We start from the raw sequence: 19,938 nt of genomic DNA, 5'->3' as shown, positions 1-19,938 counted from the left end.
GATGGAACAGATTTGGGCCATTGAAGGACATTATCCATTGTCCGCTGGCAAATAAGGAGGGGAAACGTATGTTGAACACAAAGGAGATAAGTAGCTCCTGGGAAGGCGATTTTCAAGGGGAAAAGGCCATTTACCTTCGCTTTGGTTCCAGTGAGGCCATTATGCTGCCGGAGATCGGTGGTAATCTGGTCGCCTATCGTGATCTTGAGCGAGGGCTTCGCTTCCTTCATGAACCGTCACCGGAAGAGATGGAATCATTCAAGGCAAGACCCATGATTCATGGAATCCCCGTTCTGTTTCCACCGAATCGTTATGAGGACGGGCGGTTTGCCTGGAACGGGCAGACACTTCAGTTTCCGGTCAATGAGGAAGCAACAGGCAATCATTTGCATGGATTTTTGTATAATACGCCCTGGGTTGTGGATGAGTATGGACATACCGAGAAAGAAAGCCATGTCTCCGTGTCCATTACGGTTGATGAATCTCATCCGGTATACGTGTGCTTTCCTTTTCAATTCAGTATTACATTACGCTACTCGCTGAGCAGCGATGGACTCATGCAGCATGTCCGGATTCGCAATCATGGAAGCTCCCGCATGCCGTGCCTGATCGCTTTTCATACCTCAATTAACGCTCCCTTTAATCCGGGAGGATCGGCCCGTGATTGCAAGCTTAAACTGACCATTGGAGACAGGTGGGAGTTGGATCAACGTATGCTGCCAACGACACGTTTTCAGTCCCTTACTCAGGAGGAAGAGCAGATGTGTGACTCAGGGGTATATCCGTTCTTTGCAGAAATGGATAACCATTACACTGCTGTACCGCAAAATGGAAGAAACCGGATGGAGCTTCAGGATATGAAGAATGGGGTGACACTGATCTACGATGTGGGAACTTCCTATAAACAATGGATGATCTGGAACAATCATGCGAAAGAAGGTTTTTTCTGTCCCGAACCCCAGATCAATCTCGTGAATGCACCTAATCTGGATATGCAGGCCGAGGAAGCTGGATTATTTAGTTTGCAGCCGGGAGAGATCTGGGAGGAAACGAGCAGATTATATTTGCGTCAATCGTAAAAATAGATATGAAGGGGAGCAGCCAGGACAGCTAATGCTGTGATCGCTGCTCCTTTTAAAAACCATTGAATACAGTGAATTTAGCCAGTCGTCCTCTCTGGGCGCAAGCCATATAAAGAGGACTTTACCCATGAATTGTCGTGCATCCGATAGAATAAGGCGGAGAGTAGCACAATTACGAAGAGTGAAGGCAAAATCATACCTGTAGAGAGACAGCGGCTCCGATATAATCTGCCGTCCAATAACCAATCAACGTTGCGGCTTTGGTTGCAATCGAGCCAGGAGCCGTAACGGTCAGCGCTACAGTTTGTTGGGATTCAGCGCTTGTCAGCCATCCTTTTTCCGTTACCTCGTGTTGAATGATCGGAATAACGGCATAACCGCCACCAAATGAAACGAGACCCACACGTATAAACATCATGTACAGGTCCCAATACATCTTAATCGCTCCGATTCGTCTTACTTAATCAAAATAGCCCGGAGTTTATTTTTATTGTCATTTTGTTACGATCAAACAAAATAGGAGAAGGAGGGGGCTCCCTACGATGCAGGAATATGAGTATGAGCATGCAGAATTCATCGACTATAAGCCAGGTTATTTGGATAAAGAGGAACACATCTGGCCCGTCCGGGCGGGGCGAAGTATAGCGAAATCCAATTATCGGGTTGGTCCCAAACGTATCGAGTGTTATAGTCTTCATTTTGTGTATGAAGGTAGGCTCAGGCTTGAGTTTGATGGCAAGCGGGTAGACTTGCAGAAGAATGATCTGTTCTGTCTGTTTCCCGGGAGAACCTATTACTATCACATGCTTCCCTCGGAATCTCCACTGCAAATGAACTGGCTGGCATTGGATGGTCCTAAAGTCAAACCTTTATTGGAGCTGGCTGGTTTGACTCCTGAAAATCCGTTCGGCAAACAGATGATATCCACTCAGGTCCAGGAAACGTCGGAACGTTTAATTCATGCATTGGCATGTGTGGAACGATGGAAGCCAGCAGTATCGCTGGAGCTGCACGGGTTGGTATATGGATTGTTAGCCAGTCTTGTTCCAGACACCAACTATGGACAGCCTACAGAATTGGCTGGCTGGATTCATGAATGCATGAATTACATGGAATTGCATGCAACAGAGGGCATTTCCGTGCAGCAGGTCGCCGACTTCGCAGGGGTACATCGTTCTTACTTCTCCAACATGTTCACCACTCAGGTTGGTCTGCCCCCGTTAAAATTCATGCAGAGAATACGAATGGATAAGGCCAAACAGCTTCTAAAGGATACGGATGTTACCGTTACGGAGATTGCTTTGTCGCTCGGTTATCCGAATATATATTCATTTACCAGAGCATTCAAAATCTATTATAAAGTACCTCCAATCATGATGCGGAGAACCTCTAGCTGATCCTGAACATGCCGATGTCCGGTATGGGGAACGCTTACTTTTTTTGGATGCTGAAAAATTGCTCCCCGCCTTTCAACCCGATCATATGAAGTACACAGAACGAAGTGTTTTGACCGAGAATTGGCAGTGTGGTTACGTATTACATCCTTCATCCATCGATGTGCTGGAGTTTGGAAAGGCGGATCCATTATCTTGACATCCCGGACTATAGACAAATAGGGTTTCAGTACCTGTACCTATGTTCTGAAACCCTATTCTCTGTTCTATGGTGTCTCGACTCCCAGCAATCCGATACTTGCCTGATGAAAGCAGGCATTTTAAATAATCATTTGCGTTCGCTTATACAAAACAGGTATGGCCGCTGCGATAAGAATCACACCCATAATAGCGGGAGCTGCATGACCAAGGGATACATAGATTTGACCTCCAATGATAGGACCAATCATTCTAGCTAATGCCTGAAGAGATTGACTCCCGCCTTGAATCCTTCCTTGTTCACTAGAGTCGACAGACTTGGAAAGCATGCCATTGAAGGAAGGCCCGAAGATCGAATCACCAAAACCAAAGATAAACATGCCCACGATAAACAGTGGATAGAATGAGAACAAAGTAGATAACGCAATGAGGCTGTAGCCTATAATCTCTGAAACCATTCCAAGAATGGCGATCTGTTTATCACTAAGTCTTTTCAGAAGCTGGGGCATGATGAGACCTTGTGAGAGGATGTCCTGGACACCCATAATGGAGAACATAAGTCCAATGATTGCAGGCTTCCAATTGAAAGTATCCATTGAGAATTGTGAGAAAACGGCTTGTAAAGATCCGTTGGGGATCCAAAGTAAGAACGCTGAGATCAGTAATCTGTTCAAGTTTTTCATGGAAAGCAGATTTGCAAGCTGTATGAATGGATTAAGTCTTGCCATTGTAATTTCTTTCAGTCTATTTTTCTTGGCAAGACTCTCCGGCATAAAAAAGAATCCATATATCACATTCACCAAAGTTATGATTGCTCCAAAATACATGGGTGCAGAATAATCAATTTTGGCGAGTAATCCGCCTACAGTCGGGCCAATGACGGTGCCCACACCTACAACTGCACTTACCCATCCAAAGTATTTGGTTCTCTGTTCCGGTGGGATGATGTCTGCAAAATATGCAAAGATTGTGCCTATGCTTCCGCCGGTTATCCCTTCGATGATACGCCCCACAAAGAGTACCCAGAGAGCTCCACCTATGCCAAAAACCAAGTATCCGATTGCGGAACCCAAAAGACATATCAGGAGCAATGGACGACGGCCATATTTGTCGCTCAGAGCTCCAAGTACAGGGGCCGCAAAAAATACGCAAAAGGCATAAACAGAGGTCAGCAGTGTAACAACGATAGCTTGTTGTCCTGGACTGCTTATATAAGGCTGTACTAAGAATGGGACAACAGGCGCGATAATACTGAAGCCTATCCCGCAAAGGAACTCAGAGATCAGACCGAATAATAAAGCGTGTTTGTTTATGGTTTGTTCTTTGTTCTGTGTATGTTGTGATCTTAATCGAAATTTAAACATTCAATTCTCCTCTCAGAAGGCGTGATTTTATTTCCTTGGAAACATTAATATCGTACAGTTGCTTTGTTTCCTTGTCAACAAAATAATAACAATAAAAAAACAGCCTGTTCTCAAAAATAGAGTCCGGCTGCCTTAAGTTTAACTTCATTATTCAGATTTACTCCGACTTCAGATCTGTACCCAGCTTCTTTATTTCTGCATCCAGATGCCGATTATACTTGTCCACGAAGTTAAGCATACTGTCAAATTGTTCGTCGGTTACCTGTTCAAATACGGCTTTATCTCGCTCGTGAAACTCGTTGTGCAGGTCCTCATGGATTTGATAAATGACTTTCCCTTGCTCCGTAAGCCTAAAATAAATTTCTTTCTTGTTATCCGACTTCTGATAGCTTTCGATCAGGCCTTTTTCGATGAGCTTCTTCGTTAATTTACTTATCGCACCTCGAGTCATATAGAAGGACTCCGCAAGCTTTGTTACATTGGAATCTGCATTTTTTTCAATGTATTCGATGCAATGTACTTCAGAAGGCTTATAACCCTTAAGACTTTCTTCCATCTTATCTTTATTAAGCCAAACCAGCTTGTTATATAAGTCCCTGAAACCCAATAGGACCTGTTCCTCTTTGTTCATGGCCTATCCTCCCACCATTGGTGCATTACAACATTATATTAAATTTTGGTTTCCAGTTCAAAAATAACAACATAATTTACCTCAGGATGGATTAAATAAACCCAGCATTAACTTCAATTGGGGCATATAAAGTGAAGGTGCTTTTCTGAATAAACTTTTTTTCTTCACGACATACTACTTCAGAAGAGGTGGTAAAATTTGCAGCGAATCCATGAACAAGATCTTCACGATATAGAAAAGCAACTTCATGACCATTTCAAAAAGAGTTCGGATTTCCTAAGCAAAAACGTGGTTATCGCGGATCAGGAATTCAGAGCATATTACATGGAGACGCTTGTCGATCTTCCATCAACATTGTCAACGCTTAATCAGGCGGCTAGTGGTAGTGAGAATGGATCATTTCAAAATATGTTCAGGCCATTTGAAGAAGAGGCCTCCATGTCAATGGATGAGATATGCGGTCATCTCTTGCACGGAAAGCTTGTTCTGTTCAGCACAGAAGGGATGGCAGCTGTCATGGAACCGGAGCATACTGACATTTCGCGTTCTGTCAGCGCACCGGAGAGTGAGAATCCCCTTCAATCTGCATACGATGCTTTTACAGAAGATATTAATAAAAACATCGGTTTGCTGCGGAAAAAGATGATTTCCGAGGATTTGATTATTGAACGACGAGAAACGGGGACCCGGTCTACCAAGAAAATTGCCATGGTGTATTTGGAGGGAGTTGCCCAAGCCAAGGTCATCGCGTCTATTCGGGATAAGCTGGAACAAAACAAGGACAAGGAATTGACTACGGTAAGGGATCTGATGCGTATGCTGGGGCATCCCAAATTCTCCTTAACTCCAACGTATATCTCTTCGGAGCTACCTGGGGAGATGGTACAGAATCTGATGAACGGAAAAGTGATTATTTTAATTGATCAGTTTTCGTTTGCCTTTGCTTTTCCAGCCATCATCACGGATCTATGGTCAACAACGCTGGACGTTAACTACCCGTATTTGTTTCAAGTGTTTTTACGAACCGTACGGGCCATTGGCGCACTTTTGGCTGTTACGCTTCCAGGTTTGTATATCGTGCTGAATTCGGTAAATCCGGAATTGCTGCGAATCCAGTTAGCCATTACAGTAGCCAAGAGCAGGGAAGGGGTTCCGTATCCTTCGTTGATCGAAATGCTGCTGGTTATGCTGCTTTTGGAGATGATTATTGAGGCCACCATTCGACTTCCCAAAAACATTGGACCCACCATAACCATGATTGGCGGTATTCTGTTGGGACAAGCCATCGTTCAGGCCAAACTCGTCAGTAATCTATTAATTATTATTCTGGTTGCCTCGGCAATTGCCAACTTTGTATTGGCAGGCTATATGAACACGACCGGAATTCGAATGTACAAATACGTTGTCATGCTTATCAGTTCCTTTTTCGGGATATGGGGCCTTGAGGCTGCGATGATTTGGATTATACTGTATTTTGCCTCGTTGAATACGTTCTCCGTTCCCTACTTAAGTTTAAGCGTGAAAGGAAAGGCTTCGGATGAATAAAGCCCAGATTCTAACCATGTTTGTTCTGCTTCACCTCGCTTCGATCTTTGCCATCTTCCCTGAACGCATCATCTCTGCGACTTCCAAAGGACATTGGGAACCCATAACGATTCTCTTTTTGGCAGAGCTGCTGGTTCTATGGATGTACTTAAAGGCGTTGTCGCAGTTTCCGGGGAAAACAGTGGTGGACATCTGTAATGAATCACTGGGCAAGTGGGCAACGAGACTGATCGTTCTGCCGATGCTGATCTTCCTATATATCGAGCTGATGTTACTTATGTACTTTCAGTCAGTCGAGATTAAAGCCGTATTACTACAGAGAACACCGCCAGCAGCAACAACGGCACTTTTTATCATTCTCTGTTTTTATGCTATTTGGAAGGGACTTAACGTAATGATCCGGGCCAGCATCGGATTATGTATTCTCTTGATGCCATTCATATTCTTTTCCATGATGATCAGCATCCAGAATTTCAGAATCAGCTACATTTTTCCGATTTGGGATAGCGGAATGTCGTTTTTCTCTCATTCAGATTTCTATGTATGTACGGTAATTTTAGCGGGGTTTTTATTCCTTGGCATGATTCCCTCCAAACAACGGCTTAGTTTTGGCAAAGCAGCTGCTGCGGTGGGTATCATATTTGTGTTTGCTTTGGGATCTGTATATGTTCCACTTCTTGTATTCGGACAGGAAACGGTAATCAATCTGCAATATCCCATGCTCATGGCGTCGGATACCATTGATCTGGAGTGGGTTGTATTTGACTGGCTTCCAAGCTTCTACGTGGTGGCCTCCAGTGCTCTCGGCGTTTTGAAGGTTTCTGTTTTACTCTGGATTCTGGTGGCGCTGCTGCATCAGCTATTTATGCCGAAAATCAACCGATTATGGGTTCTTTCCGTGATGTGCTTATCCTTGTACGTGATTAGTCTGTTGATACCGGATGTCAACGCATTGAATTCATACCTGTACCTGAATTCTTTCTTTTGCGTTTATAGCGTTATCGGTTTTCCAATCATTGTATTCCTCGCCGCGCAATGGCAGCGAAAGAAGGTGAGTACATGAACATGCGCACCATAAAGACTCTGATTGTAGCTCTATCTATGATCATGTTACTTTCGGGATGTTGGGATACCAAGGATATTAACAAGCAATATCTGCCTGTTGTCATGGGCGTGGGGAAGGGGAAGACGGAGAAGTACAGGATTGTACTCCAAATCCCTGATGCATCAGGTAAAACCCAAATTCTTGACAAAGAGGCCAAATCCATTAGCAAAGCGATTGATTTGATACGTACGGATTCCGAAAAAAGCATCGAATTGGTACATTTGAGGCTGATGCTAATCGACAGAAAAGTAGCAGAACAGGGGATTGAAAACATTATCGATTTTGCCGTCAGAGCGAACGATATTTCGATTAAGGGCTTGGTGGCGGTGATTGACGGTGATTTTGAGAAGACGATGTACCACCAAATATCGCCAACACCTGAAATTTCTTCCTACGACTTCTTTAGCCAGGATGCCGGGTGGACGCCCAATCAATCCATCGTTCGCATATGGGAAGCTTACCAAAACGAGAATTCATATACGGAAGACATGGCCATTCCAATGCTCAAAAACGGTGTTCGAACCTTGTTCACCTTTAGAGGCACGGCCGTCATGCGGAATGACCGCATGGTAGGAACACTGAATCAGGAAGAGACGCTTTTGTTTAATTTATTTAAAGGGAAGTATTCAGGGGGAACCATTGAAGTGGCTCAGAACACGAGTGTTCTTATTCAGGATGCCAAAATCAAACATAGGACCCAGTGGTCGGAAAAAGGCCCTTCAATCCAGACGAATATTACGCTTGATGTCGTCATTACTGAAAGTCCTGAAGGAAAAGGCAATGCGGTTATTGAGAAAGAAATGAAGGAACAACTGAGCAGACAATTCAATCAAACCGTGAGAAAGATTCATTCCTTAAAATCGGATGTTCTAGGGATTGGCATGATATTCCGTCCCAAGATGTCAGAGAAACAGTTAAAGGAATGGAAAACCGAGTGGTTTCCGAAGCTTGAGCAAGATATCAACGTTCGTGTCAACGTTCTGAACGAGATTTATTTTAAAGAAAATGCCAACGATAATAAGAGTCAGGGGAAAATGTTAAAAAAATAGCTTAGTATTGTTTACTTCGCTATATGCAGGAAAAACGTTATACCGTATAAAGTCGCCCTGGTGGCGACTTTTTTTATAATATAACAAAGGTTAAGCGTGACGTTCCTCTTATGAAAGATTCTCATACTAAGTCTGCTATCCATTTTGCTGAGAATTCGTTTATTTGGCCCCGTAAAAACAATATGTAGGCTAAGGAGTAATGAAATTAAGCATTCTGAGATTGGATAACTCTTCGTAAAATAACATATCGCACCTCTTAGGATTATAAGGGCGAGTTAAGGGGATAACTGTTAATTGGAGAAAATCATTCATACTATACAGCTGTAAAGGAGCGGAATCATGTCCTTCTTTAGAACACTATCCGTACGGGCAAGGGAAGACGAGTTGATGGACGATTTCTCCATGGGGGGAGAAGAATTGAGCGAAGCGCTCAAACATCTGAGGCGGCTGAACAAAATATTTGCTGCTCCCGCGCCAACCCGTGCAGGGGTGGAAAAGTTATGGAAAGCGATAGGCAGTCCAAGTACGCTGACTCTTCTTGATGTGGGAGCGGGTTCAGGTGATGTAAACCAGAAACTATTGCACTGGGCGGACCAGAAGGGAGTTAAGCTTGAGATTACTCTGGTCGATCTGACTGAGGAAGCATGTGAGGAAGCGAGAAACCTATTCATGAATGAACCGAGAATCAAGGTTCGACGTGCCGATGTCAGGGAATTGCCGGATGCCTCAGCAGACATCGTGACCGGCTCGCAATTTGTCCATCATTTTGAAGGAAAGCAACTCGTGGAGATGGTCTCGCATATGCTGCGTGCCTCTAAGTATGGCGTTGTCATTAATGATATTCATCGCCATCCTGTATCCTATGCGGCTGTCTGGATAACCACTCGAATGATCTCTCGCAATCGGTATATTCGTCATGATGGACCGCTGTCTGTTGCAAAAGGCTTCACGGGAAGCGATTGGCGGGACTTGAAGCAGCAGTTGAACCATGACACGATGACCTATGAATGGAAGCCTTTGTTCCGCTATTCGGTCGTGATACCCCACCATGGGAAGCTATCATAGCTACATTATATGGATAGGCAGTTATCATAAATGGACAATGAAAGGCGGGTGTTCTTGCGTGTCTGAACCAATGGATGCCATAGTCATCGGAGCTGGAATTGCCGGCAGTACCTGTGCGTTGCAGCTTGCCAGGCAAGGGCACCGCACACTGCTGTTGGATCGGCAGGAGTTTCCACGTCACAAAACATGCGGTGAGTTTATGTCGCCTGAGACAACGGAAATGCTGGATTATTTGGGGATCAACCTTAGTGAACAAGAGATAAAGCCAAGTACCATGGATCATGCCAAGATCATTATGCCTCAGGGCGGGGAGATCGAGGCGCCTCTGCCGGGATTGGCCTACGGCATTAGCCGATATGAGCTGGATCGGAATTTGCACAAGCAGGCCACAGCCGCAGGCGTTGAGATCGTTACGAAGGCAACGATAACCAACATTCGGCAGTTAGAGGATTATAGCTATGAAGTCGAAGCCAAACAAGGAAATGACGAGATTCAGTATAGAGCAAAAACCGTTATTGGAGCCCATGGCTCGAAGAAGCCGCGCGGGATGACCTCGCCAGCCGAGCTGCGGGATAAAACAGCATATGTGGGTGTCAAATCGCACTATCGGGGAATCACGATCCCGCCGCGGGTAGAGTTGTATTTTTGCAAGGGAGGGTATGTCGGCATTTCGCCGATTGAGGAGGGTATCGCTAATGTAGCTGCATTGCTGACCCTTGATGCGGTGCGTGGAAGCGGCAAGTCTGTGAAGGATATTCTGCTGGCTGCATCCCTGACCAACGAAAGATTGGCAGCGAGGCTTGCGGAGGGAAGTCCAGTCCAAGGAACACAGGTCTCGATTGCACCACTCCATCTATCCAATGTTCCTGAACCGTGGTCCCAATATCCTCATATTGGAGATGCCATGCTGATGATCCCTCCCTTGTGTGGTGACGGGATGTCCGTTGCGCTTCGTTCCTCACTGCTGTGTGCTGAATGGACGGACAGGTATCTTCACAGGAAGATCAGCTTTAAGCAGTGGCAGCACGGGTATTCGAAGGAAGCTCATCACGAATTCTCCCGACTGCTCCGGCGTGCACGACGGATTCAGAAGCTGGCTTTTGCCAAAACGAACAAATTTTATCCTGGTTTGGCCCGGATGGTTCCTGGGCTGGCGACTTATCTCGTGAAGGCAACACGATTATCGGAAATCAATCTTGTGCATCGGTCATAGATGGCAGTATAGTGACATCCATAAAGTAAAAGCTTAAGAGCATGGGACGGCTTATGTCAGCCTCTTTTTGTTGTTTCTCTGCCAATTTTGACGAGACCGTTTAGAAATCTGCCAAATACTCGTATAATAGAATCTAATTGTAGTTATACAGACAAGAGTCTGATTTGAATTCGGGAGGCATTATTTTAAGATGAACTATTCATTTTCCAACCGGATTGCTGCATTACAGCCATCCATCATTCGTGAAATCCTGAAGGCTTCTTCGGGTCAAAATGTAATTCCGTTCTCGGCTGGGAACCCCGCTCCGGAGACATTCCCTATTGAGGCGATTCGCACATTCACCCAATCGATTCTGGAACAGGACCCGGTAACAGCACTGCAATACGGAATTACCGAAGGCTATGCCCCGCTGCGGGATACATTGACTACACACCTGAAGGCAGGCTTTGACACGGGTAAAACATCGGATGAACTGTTCATCGTATCTGGCGCACAGCAAGGGATTGAACTTGCTTGTAAAGTATTCTGTAATGAAGGGGATACGATTATCTGTGAGAGCCCAAGCTTTATCGGTTCACTGAACTCTTTCCGGGCTTCAGGCGCAAACTTGGTCGGCGTTCCGATGGAGACGGACGGTATGGATATCGGGAAGCTGGAGCATGCCCTGCAAACCGAGCAGAATGTAAAGATGATCTATGTCATTCCGAGCTTCCAAAATCCTACAGGTTTTACCACCAGCCTGGAGAAACGCAAGGCAATCTATGATCTTGCCAAGAAGTATGGAGTCATGATTCTGGAAGATAACCCATACGGAGAACTTCGTTTTCGCGGAGAAGATGTAGCGACAATTAAGTCGATGGATGATGAAGGTCTGGTCATTTACGTAGGTTCCTTCTCCAAGATTCTGTCCGCTGGCCTGCGTGTTGGTTATGTTCTGGCTCCTTCCGAGGTTGTTCAGAAGATGGTGGTTGCCAAACAGGGAGAGGACGTACATACAGCCATGCTGCCGCAGATTCTGGCACACAAGTTCATGACGGAGTATAACTATGCAGAGCATATCAGCAGTATCCGTGCGATTTATCGCAGGAAGTCTGCCTTGATGATTGACAAGCTGAAGGAGCATATGGGTGAATCCATTACCTTTACCCAACCGGATGGAGGGCTGTTCCTCTGGTGTGATCTGCCAGCTCATATCCCGATGCTGGATTATGCCAAAACAGCTGCTGCGGAAGGTGTAGCGGTTGTTCCGGGCACTGCTTTTCTCGTCGATGAGAACGAACCCTGCAATGCCATCAGACTTAATTTCTCAACACCTTCCGATGAGCAAATTGTGAAGGGCATCGAAATTCTGGGCCAGGTTCTGCACAAATTCTAATTGGAGGCATATTTCATGAATCAACGTTTTCGGATCACTCGATCCATGCAAGAAAATAACCCGGAGCAATCCATCTCCTTGGAAGAATGCAAACAGTATTTTGCATCCAAACCGGACTTTACGTACTCATCGGTTCTTACCGTCCAGGGACCGGAGAGCGTCATGTCCATCGATGGGGATTTCTTCATGTGGACGTATGAGAACCTGCAGATTCCATTTCGTCTGTATATGGGAGATCTGTATGTTGCCATAGTCAATGAAGCTGTCGTTCCGCAAATGATCGAGGTTGCAACGGATTTACGAGCTGATGTGGTTGAAGGGTAAGCAGGGACTTGGAATCCAATGCGTCCGTTCAATTGTAATCATATACGTATGGAGAAAGTCGCCAATCTGGCGGCTTTTTTTACTCTGTACCTACTCTTCAGTTTGCTTATTGAAATATTCAATCGATGGGGAATTGACGCTCAGGACCTGTTCATGATAATTTATATAAATCACAAAATCCAATAAATCCAATGAGGGAAAGGGGTTTTACGCAATGTCGTCAATCGTGCTTGCTGCCGCCGAAGATATACGAAGCCAGGATTCAGAACTATTAATCAAGGAGCTAAGCGAAGAATTGGGATTGTTATATGGCGGCGATGGGACGGCGGGATTTCAGCCATCCGATGTGGAGACACCGCGAGCAGCCTTTATTGTCGCGCGTTTGGATGGATATCCGGTAGGCTGCGGAGCCATCAGACCCCTTGATGCTACATCCGTGGAGGTCAAGCGCATGTATACACGTTCGGATTTCCGTCGCAAGGGTGTGGCACAGGCCATTCTTGCCGAAGCAGAGCGTCTTGCGCTGGAGTTTGGCTATACCAATCTGAAGCTGCAGACTGGCCCCAAGCAGCCTGAGGCAGCGGCCCTTTATGAAAGAGTTGGGTACTATCGGATACCGATTTTCCACGGGGACTGGGACCAGGTACTCGCCTATCAGAAAGATCTGGTACTTAGCGCAAGCCACAGAAACGAGCATTCCTCATTGAACGCATAGATATCATCTATAACAAACGAACCGAAACCTCTTGTTCGCATCCAGAGATTTCGGTTCGTTTTTTTTGGTGTGTGAAAAGCTAATGGATTCAAGAATAACGGAATTCCTTTATTCTTTTATAACAGAAGCATTGACAGCGCCTTCCATCTGATTATTGTAGGTTCGGAATAAACCAAGGCGCCAGAAGGCTGCACCTTTGAGATCATACCGCTTGGCAAGACCCAGTTTATCATCAATGGAAGATGAGGTTTCACTATTTAAGCTGATACCGAGCAAAAGCTTTTGTTTCGAAACGCCTGCATCTAACGCAAGCTGGATGGCTTGATCCACAAGGCTGTTCGGCTCGGGAACCTGCGCTTTGGTGCCGACCGGATTATATTGATAAGCCATAATAATGATGTCGTCTGCCAATGAAGCGAGCGTTTTGTAGTCATAACCTTTATATGCACTATTTAATGGAGGTACGGCCAAAGATAGGGCGATGTCTTTAGGCAAGGAATCCTTCAATTGCTTGACGTAATTGTTCAGCAGCTTCTGCTGCTCTACAGCGTCCAGCTTAAAACCTAGTCCTTCAAAATCAAGAACAACCCCTCCAAAACCATTCTCAGCGATGGCAGCAGTTATGCCCTCAATGGACTTCTGGCGCATGCTGCTGTCACTTAGCACCTTGGTAAGTTCTCCGTTTCCATCCAAAGAATAAACCATAAGATACGGTTTAATACTCTGATTCGCTGCATCAGCAACGATGGATTGAGGGGTAACGTCACCGGCAGCAGCAGGAATTTGATACTCATCACCCTGAAGCGTAAATTGACCTTCACGATCGATGCGACTCCAGCCAAAAGCAACGGAGTTCATGGATGACACCAAATCGATTTCCTTATAGGATTGCAGCGCGTAGAAGGCTCTCAAATGCATTTCACGTTGAGGTGAAACAAGAGAAACGGTACGAGTTGATTGGTTCCAGCCTACATTAACACCGAACTGACTACTGAACGAACTGAGTGGAATAAGCACACGACCTTCACGCTGAACCGGTGGCGCTGCGAGCTTAACTTTTTCTCCATTGACGGTTGCTGTAGTGCTTCCCACTTGAAGCAGGACTTCCGTCGCCTGACCTTTTACTTTTCCAATCGCTTTCACGGTTTGCGTTTTGCTGTTCCATGTAATGCTAATTCCCAGGGCTTCGCCAACTGTCCGGAAAGGGACATAGGTTACACCTTTATCAATCAGAGGGGCTGCATCGAATTTCAGAGGAACATCATCCAGCAAGACCGAAATGGCGGGTGCAGCATAGGCATCATTAAGGTTTGCAGTAGTTCCGAGCAAGGATATGGCAAGAATAGCGGCAGCAGCAGTTTTTCCTATTCGTGTATGTAACATGTTTTTTATATTCCTCCAACTCATCAAATATAGTAGATTTGCAGCTCATCTGGACGGTAATCTAGCATAAAATAGTATAGCAAAATTTTCATAGAGTTCCAATTACAAGATATGATAGCCTTTTGAAGAGTAATAATTAAACCAGTGATATTAATTTTAGTCAGGATTCAGGAGGAGGAGAAGAATGCAATTGGACTTTCGTGAAAAATTGGAGCGTTATGCAGCACTTGTGGTCAACGTTGGTGTTCATGTTCAGAGGGAACAAACGCTTGTCATAACCGCGCCAATATCGGCTGCTCCGTTTGTTCGACTAGTTGTGAAACATGCTTATGAAGCCGGCGCTCATGATGTCTATATCGAGTGGAGCGATGATGAGATTATGCGTTTAAAGTATGAACTTGCACCGGATTCGGTGTTCCACGAATACCCGGCGTTCCGGGCAGCCGGTTGGGAGACTTTTGCCGAAAATAATGCCGCTTTCCTGACGATCACTGCACCCAATCCCGATCTTCTGCACGGAATAGATCCACAGCGGATCATGAATTTGAATGCATCCAAGGGTAAGGCATTAGCCAAATTTCGCAGCTACGGCATGTCCAACAAGGTCAGTTGGTCTATAGTTACGGTTCCATCAACAGCATGGGCTGCCAAGGTGTTTCCTGATGTTGCCGAAGAGTGCTTGATCGATACGATGTACCCGGTACGGATCTACGGATAGAATTGTCGCCTAAACATATCTGGGTTAGTGATGCGGATAACATCAATGAAAAGGGTGTTTCATTTTTGGCAAACATTCCGTCAGAAGAAGTATGGACTGCCCCGTTAAAGCAGGGGGTGAACGGCACGGTTCGCAGTACCAAGCCGCTAAGTTATGAAGGATATCTAATCGATGACTTCACCTTGACGTTTGAAAACGGGAAAATTATTAATATTCAAGCAACGCAAGGGCTTTAGGTGCTAAAAAGATTAATTAGCATCGACGAAGGCGCATCCTATCTGGGCGAGATTGCGTTGGTGCCGCATCATTCTCCCATTTCGGAATCAGGGCTTGTTTTTTACAACTCTCTTTTTGATGAAAATGCATCCAACCATCTTGCGATCGGTAATGCTTATCCCTTCTGTCTTGAGGGAGGGAACGAGATGACTGAAGCGGAAAAGGCGGCAAACGGTGTGAACACAAGCCTCATTCATGTCGATTTTATGATTGGATCGGCTCATATGGACATTGATGGAGAACTTGAAAACGGAGGCCTGGAACCTGTGTTTCGTAACGGTAACTGGGCTTAGCACTATAAGACATGGCTAAATGTGGAATTGATTCAACCAATATTAACGATATCGCCAAGGCAGCAAAACTTAGCGTAGGCAATATCTATACCTAATTTACCTCAAAGAACGTAATTTTCAGTGAGGTTCTGCGTCGAGGACAAACGATGTATGGAAGGACTATTGCACAAATAGCAGACATGGATTAGACCTTTCGGAATATCCCGTTGAAGGCCAGCTGCCAGACATTCCAGATCCTGTGGAAGCATCCAATGACATGAAAAGCAGGGTACAGCTGATTATGGACATGGCTCTAAAAGATAAGTTGTCCATTCTTGAGCTGGGTTGGAGACTGATTGGGGCAAGAGGGCATATGCAATTACTGTTCTTCCTAATGAAGAAAGAGAAAAGAAGTCGCCTATTGGCGGCTTTTTTCGTTTGGGACGATATAAGTTCTTGTTCCCAGATAAAAAAATTCATCTTCTTTAAAACTATTTTCGACTCTCAGCTGTCTAACATGCGAAACAACATACAAAGTAAGCTTTATTAAAAATGCGGCAATAATCAAAATATACAGTCGCAACGGGGGTGGACAAACTGAGCAAGGTGAGTACAGCACTAACTGAACAGCAGTTCAGTGATCGTCTGGAGGCATGTAAAGAAAAGCTTTATCGCTTCGCGTTCTCTTATGTGAAAAATGAACAGGAAGCATTGGAAATTATATCTGAAGCCTCGTATAAAGGTTTTCTATCTTATGAAAAAGTGAAGAGTCCTGATTATTTTGAAACCTGGATGACCCGAATCGTCATCAATTGTTCTCTGGATCACATCAGACGAAAGAAGAAATACACGTATATGGAAGACAGCACCATACCATTTGCAGCCGAAGAGAGTTCCATGGGGCTTGAAGAGCAATGGGATTTATACGAAGCACTGGATCACCTGCATCCCGAAGATAGGGCATTTATCGTTTTGAAATTTTTCCAGGATCAGCGATTCAAGGATATGGCGGAGGTACTGTCCTTGCCGGAAAGCACGGTGAAGACCAGGTTCTATAAGATCTTAAACAAACTCAAAAAACATCTAACCAAGGAAGAGGTTGATTTTACATGACAGGAAAAGAAAGATATGAACAGATCAATATTCCATCCGGCCTTTCCGGAGTTATTCAGCAAGCCCGTCAGCGCGCACGAAACCAAAAGCGAAGAAAAATGATGATCTGGCGTAGTTCATCCCTGGTTGCTGCCTGTGCTGCGGTGATGATAACAGCTAACGTTCCAGGTGTAGCCAAGGCATTATCCGATGTACCTGTTATAGGTTCTGTCGTCAAAATTCTGCAAGTTGGTGGTGGCGGAGAGCGCACAGATGGGGTTTCGGTTACAACGACCAAAGAATCGGATACACTAAACATTAATTTTCAGATCGATGGTGAACAGATCACCTCTGCTCCATCGTATACTGTGGATCACAAAGAAGGACCAAATCGCTTGATCTTCACCTTCAACGGGGTGCGTCATCTGGATTATGACAAGTTGGAGAAGGACATTAAAGCACTTAAGAATGTAAAAGATGTCTATCAAAATATCATTTTGGATGATTCCGCCATTGGCTTTGTGGTTGAACTTAAGGATGATGTGGATTATTCCGTGTCAGAGTATCAGCAGCCCGGATATATTCAGTTGAAGCTTTTTTCCGACGGGAAGACAACGCAATCACATGAACTTTTCTTTGTACGTAGCGAAGACATGGAGCAGGGCGAAGCACTGGCCATGTTGGCTGAACAGTATTCTGCCGATGGCAGCAGTGTTGTGCAGACCCAAAATGGAAAATTCACCGTCGTTATGGGTGCCTTCGAGAATCGTGCAGATGCAGAGAAACACCTCAAAGAATTTACTGACCGGGAAGACTACAGTGAACCACTGCATGTCGACAGCTGGATGAGTAATGAAAATCCGCAATAATGAAAGAAGCCTGCCTTACCGCAGGCTTCTTTTTGTATACTTTATTATCGAAGTCCATTTCCGTTGTCATTTACGAGTCGCCCTATTGGCGGCTTTTTTTTGTTGCAACTATGAGAGGTGCAAATCAGTAATCTTACAACGTTGTCAGTTTTGTGTAAGTTTGATCGATAGGAGCTGTAGCAGCCTTAATATACACTTAAATCAATTCAACGCACTGTATTCACACCTTTAGGAGGCCAAACAATGAAAAGTGCAAATGCGGATCTATTGAAAATAGTAATTAAAAATATACCATCTATTGGGTTGAGGAGATCCTTCGGATGTATCGAGATACTTGGGCTGAAATAGATTTAACGCAAATTCGCGAGAATGTCATACAGATCCGCAAATTTCTACCTCGTTCGACCAAACTAATGGCCGTTGTTAAAGCAAATGCATACGGGCATGGAGATATTGAAACTGCCAAAGAAGCAGTAGAGGCAGGTGCGGACTATTTAGCGTGTGCCTTCATTGAAGAAGCCGTTCGCCTTAGGACTGCCGGCTTAAAACAACCGATTCTTATTTTGACTCCGATTCGTCCCGAACTTGTACCTCTGGCTTTGGAACATGATTTGATGCTTACCGTTACACAGGCGTCATGGTTTCATGAGATGAGAAAATACAAGCCTGTTCATACCCCGCATAAGGTATCTGTGCATGTGAAAATGGATACTGGACTTGGGCGAATCGGTATACGCACGCAAGAAGAGTGGCTTGAAATGGTTCCTTGGCTTAGAGCACCAGATGTAGTAGTCGACGGGTTCTATACCCACTTCGCGACAGCAGGTGAGGAAGACAACCGTTATCTACAGCTTCAGATTCAACACTTCCTGGAAATGAAAGAGTGGAGCAGTATGTCACGGATACCCATCAGTCATTATCACTGTGCGGGAAGTGTTGCAGCACTTCGATTCCCGGAATTGTGCATGGATATTGCTCGAATAGGAGCTGCAATCTATGGCTTTTATCCGGAAAAACTAGTGCCTAACATCCAACTCAATCCGGCATTCAGTATGCACAGTAGATTATTACAAACGAAAAAATTAAAAAAAGGCGAATATGTGGGTTACAACAATGCTTACCAAACAAACTCAGATCAATGGATCGGAACAGTGCCTATCGGCTATGCCGATGGATGGTCGCAGAGAATGCAAAATTCGGAGGTGTTAGTGGAAGGGTATCGTGCAGAAATTATAGGGAAAATCTCCATGGATCAATTGATGGTCAAGCTTCCGATGTATTTTCCCGAAGGATCAAAGGTGACCTTCATTGGCTATTCAGGTGAGCAGGAAATTCCGATTCAGGAACTGGCCCATCATATCGGTGGTGTCTCTCAAGAAATAACGAGTTCGATCACGGACAGAGTGTTACGAATGTATAAAGAAGGTGGGGTACTTCATCATGAAATCACGGGAAGTCGTACAAAAACATATTGAAATCAGCGTAAGTAACGAACAATTATTTCAAGGGCACTTAGTGTTAATAAATGATCAAAACCCAATCAGAAGGCAAGTAAAAGTACATGAATTAGAGTCATTGGATTCCTTGCCTTCAATAAAGAAGTTAAATAAGCAGATGCTTCTGGAGAAGCAGTGCTTCAATCAATTTCATGCTCTGCTTAAAGCTTGTGGGGGGATGGATGAAATTGTCGCCGTCAGCGCATATCGCACAAAAGAAGATCAAGTCCAAATCTATCATGATTGTTTGATAGAACAGGGTTCCGAATATACTTCCAAATACGTAGCCTTGCCTGACCATAGTGAACACCAAACGGGGTTGGCTGTCGATGTGGGGAAATTGAAATCGAATATCGATTTTATTGCTCCTTCCTTTCCGGATACGGGCATTTACAAGTCCTTCAGACAACATGCCATTCAATTCGGTTTTATCCTTCGATATAAACAAGAAAAAGAATCAATCACTCGTATTGCTTATGAGCCATGGCATTTTAGATATGTAGGATATCCCCATTCCAAAATCATGGAAGAGAACAATCTATGTTTAGAGGAGTACATCGATTTTGTACAGCAATATCGGTACTCTGGAGAGCAGCTTACGATTAAAGAAAAGGACATGGCAATCCATATCTATTATGTTCCCGCAGATAAAGGGATATCTAGTCATATCCCGATCATGAGTTGTGATTCTTATCGCATATCAGGAACGAATCGAGAAGGATTCATTGTTACGACATTCTCTAAAAATTAAGTTATAGCAATAAGGATGATT

The 19,938-nt window shown here is 44.7% G+C and carries 18 protein-coding genes and 1 pseudogene; 15 read left to right on the top strand and 4 right to left on the bottom strand.

Translation table 11 applies throughout. The features are described from left to right. Window positions 1-68 precede the first annotated feature (68 nt). Complete coding sequence (locus tag HW560_RS23790) at window positions 69-1,079, top strand: aldose 1-epimerase (RefSeq protein ID WP_179264924.1); 1,011 nt, start codon at window positions 69-71, stop codon at window positions 1,077-1,079. Between the two features lie 196 nt (window positions 1,080-1,275). On the opposite strand, the gene HW560_RS23785 is transcribed toward HW560_RS23790, so the two are convergent. Then, window positions 1,276-1,518 (bottom strand): chromate transporter, encoded by a 243-nt coding sequence (locus tag HW560_RS23785; RefSeq protein ID WP_256222040.1) that lies wholly within the window; start codon window positions 1,516-1,518, stop codon window positions 1,276-1,278. Window positions 1,519-1,624: 106 nt separating this feature from the next. Between HW560_RS23785 and HW560_RS23780 the strand changes: the two genes are divergently transcribed. Beyond that, window positions 1,625-2,479, top strand: a complete 855-nt coding sequence (locus tag HW560_RS23780) for an AraC family transcriptional regulator (protein ID WP_179264923.1) — start codon at window positions 1,625-1,627, stop codon at window positions 2,477-2,479. Window positions 2,480-2,796: 317 nt separating this feature from the next. On the opposite strand, the gene HW560_RS23775 is transcribed toward HW560_RS23780, so the two are convergent. Both HW560_RS23775 and HW560_RS23770 read right to left on the bottom strand, forming a co-directional pair. Next, window positions 2,797-4,038 carry an MFS transporter gene (locus HW560_RS23775; RefSeq protein WP_179264922.1) on the bottom strand — a complete coding sequence of 414 codons (1,242 nt, stop codon included), beginning with the start codon at window positions 4,036-4,038 and terminating at the stop codon, window positions 2,797-2,799. Window positions 4,039-4,195: 157 nt separating this feature from the next. Next, entirely contained in the window at window positions 4,196-4,669 is a 474-nt protein-coding gene (locus HW560_RS23770; protein WP_090897627.1) for a MarR family transcriptional regulator, read from the bottom strand. A gap of 198 nt (window positions 4,670-4,867) precedes the next feature. Here HW560_RS23770 and HW560_RS23765 point away from each other — a divergent pair, with 198 nt between their 5' ends. From HW560_RS23765 to HW560_RS23730, 8 genes are all read left to right on the top strand, one after another. Next, window positions 4,868-6,214 (top strand): spore germination protein, encoded by a 1,347-nt coding sequence (locus HW560_RS23765; RefSeq protein WP_090897630.1) that lies wholly within the window; start codon window positions 4,868-4,870, stop codon window positions 6,212-6,214. After that, window positions 6,207-7,277, top strand: coding sequence for a GerAB/ArcD/ProY family transporter (locus tag HW560_RS23760; RefSeq protein ID WP_090897632.1), 1,071 nt, complete (start codon window positions 6,207-6,209; stop codon window positions 7,275-7,277). The genes HW560_RS23765 and HW560_RS23760 overlap by 8 nt, the downstream gene beginning before the upstream one ends. Then, on the top strand, window positions 7,274-8,368 hold the full coding sequence (locus HW560_RS23755) for a Ger(x)C family spore germination protein (RefSeq protein WP_179264921.1): 1,095 nt from the start codon (window positions 7,274-7,276) through the stop codon (window positions 8,366-8,368). The genes HW560_RS23760 and HW560_RS23755 overlap by 4 nt, the downstream gene beginning before the upstream one ends. A 339-nt stretch (window positions 8,369-8,707) precedes the next feature. Then, window positions 8,708-9,433, top strand: coding sequence for a methyltransferase domain-containing protein (locus HW560_RS23750; RefSeq protein WP_179264920.1), 726 nt, complete (start codon window positions 8,708-8,710; stop codon window positions 9,431-9,433). Window positions 9,434-9,491: 58 nt separating this feature from the next. After that, complete coding sequence (locus HW560_RS23745) at window positions 9,492-10,646, top strand: NAD(P)/FAD-dependent oxidoreductase (protein ID WP_090897640.1); 1,155 nt, start codon at window positions 9,492-9,494, stop codon at window positions 10,644-10,646. 190 nt (window positions 10,647-10,836) lie between these two features. After that, window positions 10,837-12,021 (top strand): aminotransferase-like domain-containing protein, encoded by a 1,185-nt coding sequence (locus tag HW560_RS23740; RefSeq protein ID WP_090897643.1) that lies wholly within the window; start codon window positions 10,837-10,839, stop codon window positions 12,019-12,021. 15 nt (window positions 12,022-12,036) lie between these two features. After that, a complete protein-coding gene (locus HW560_RS23735; RefSeq protein WP_179264919.1) occupies window positions 12,037-12,345 on the top strand; it encodes a hypothetical protein in 309 nt (102 codons plus the stop codon). Between the two features lie 214 nt (window positions 12,346-12,559). Next, window positions 12,560-13,060, top strand: a complete 501-nt coding sequence (locus HW560_RS23730) for a GNAT family N-acetyltransferase (RefSeq protein WP_090897649.1) — start codon at window positions 12,560-12,562, stop codon at window positions 13,058-13,060. A 108-nt stretch (window positions 13,061-13,168) separates the two neighbouring features. On the opposite strand, the gene HW560_RS23725 is transcribed toward HW560_RS23730, so the two are convergent. Continuing rightward, entirely contained in the window at window positions 13,169-14,443 is a 1,275-nt protein-coding gene (locus HW560_RS23725) for a stalk domain-containing protein (protein WP_090897651.1), read from the bottom strand. Between the two features lie 184 nt (window positions 14,444-14,627). Between HW560_RS23725 and HW560_RS23720 the strand changes: the two are divergent. The 5 genes and pseudogenes from HW560_RS23720 (at window position 14,628) to HW560_RS23695 (ending at window position 19,917) form a co-directional block, all read left to right on the top strand. Then, a pseudogene (locus HW560_RS23720) lies at window positions 14,628-15,730 on the top strand (aminopeptidase). Between the two features lie 585 nt (window positions 15,731-16,315). After that, window positions 16,316-16,822: a sigma-70 family RNA polymerase sigma factor gene (locus tag HW560_RS23710; RefSeq protein WP_306459214.1), complete on the top strand. Its 507-nt coding sequence runs from the start codon at window positions 16,316-16,318 to the stop codon at window positions 16,820-16,822. Further along, a complete protein-coding gene (locus tag HW560_RS23705; RefSeq protein WP_179264918.1) occupies window positions 16,819-17,670 on the top strand; it encodes a hypothetical protein in 852 nt (283 codons plus the stop codon). Before HW560_RS23710 ends, HW560_RS23705 begins: the two co-directional genes overlap by 4 nt. A gap of 320 nt (window positions 17,671-17,990) precedes the next feature. After that, on the top strand, window positions 17,991-19,145 hold the full coding sequence (alr, locus tag HW560_RS23700) for an alanine racemase (RefSeq protein WP_179264917.1): 1,155 nt from the start codon (window positions 17,991-17,993) through the stop codon (window positions 19,143-19,145). Next, window positions 19,111-19,917 carry a D-alanyl-D-alanine carboxypeptidase family protein gene (locus HW560_RS23695; RefSeq protein ID WP_179264916.1) on the top strand — a complete coding sequence of 269 codons (807 nt, stop codon included), beginning with the start codon at window positions 19,111-19,113 and terminating at the stop codon, window positions 19,915-19,917. The genes alr and HW560_RS23695 overlap by 35 nt, the downstream gene beginning before the upstream one ends. Window positions 19,918-19,938 lie beyond the last annotated feature (21 nt).

Origin of the sequence: Paenibacillus sp. E222 (assembly GCF_013401555.1) — a bacterium.
Lineage (GTDB): Bacteria > Bacillota > Bacilli > Paenibacillales > Paenibacillaceae > Paenibacillus.
This window is presented reverse-complemented; position numbering and strand designations above follow the sequence as displayed.

Bases quoted from the DNA above. Each gene is read 5' to 3' on its own strand.
- HW560_RS23790 (WP_179264924.1), top strand. From the start codon at position 69: ATGTTGAACACAAAGGAGATAAGTAGCTCCTGGGAAGGCGATTTTCAA.
- HW560_RS23785 (WP_256222040.1), bottom strand. From the start codon at position 1,518: ATGTATTGGGACCTGTACATGATGTTTATACGTGTGGGTCTCGTTTCA.
- HW560_RS23780 (WP_179264923.1), top strand. From the start codon at position 1,625: ATGCAGGAATATGAGTATGAGCATGCAGAATTCATCGACTATAAGCCA.
- HW560_RS23775 (WP_179264922.1), bottom strand. From the start codon at position 4,038: ATGTTTAAATTTCGATTAAGATCACAACATACACAGAACAAAGAACAA.
- HW560_RS23770 (WP_090897627.1), bottom strand. From the start codon at position 4,669: ATGAACAAAGAGGAACAGGTCCTATTGGGTTTCAGGGACTTATATAAC.
- HW560_RS23760 (WP_090897632.1), top strand. From the start codon at position 6,207: ATGAATAAAGCCCAGATTCTAACCATGTTTGTTCTGCTTCACCTCGCT.
- HW560_RS23755 (WP_179264921.1), top strand. From the start codon at position 7,274: ATGAACATGCGCACCATAAAGACTCTGATTGTAGCTCTATCTATGATC.
- HW560_RS23750 (WP_179264920.1), top strand. From the start codon at position 8,708: ATGTCCTTCTTTAGAACACTATCCGTACGGGCAAGGGAAGACGAGTTG.
- HW560_RS23740 (WP_090897643.1), top strand. From the start codon at position 10,837: ATGAACTATTCATTTTCCAACCGGATTGCTGCATTACAGCCATCCATC.
- HW560_RS23735 (WP_179264919.1), top strand. From the start codon at position 12,037: ATGAATCAACGTTTTCGGATCACTCGATCCATGCAAGAAAATAACCCG.
- HW560_RS23730 (WP_090897649.1), top strand. From the start codon at position 12,560: ATGTCGTCAATCGTGCTTGCTGCCGCCGAAGATATACGAAGCCAGGAT.
- HW560_RS23725 (WP_090897651.1), bottom strand. From the start codon at position 14,443: ATGTTACATACACGAATAGGAAAAACTGCTGCTGCCGCTATTCTTGCC.
- HW560_RS23705 (WP_179264918.1), top strand. From the start codon at position 16,819: ATGACAGGAAAAGAAAGATATGAACAGATCAATATTCCATCCGGCCTT.
- alr (WP_179264917.1), top strand. From the start codon at position 17,991: ATGTATCGAGATACTTGGGCTGAAATAGATTTAACGCAAATTCGCGAG.
- HW560_RS23695 (WP_179264916.1), top strand. From the start codon at position 19,111: ATGAAATCACGGGAAGTCGTACAAAAACATATTGAAATCAGCGTAAGT.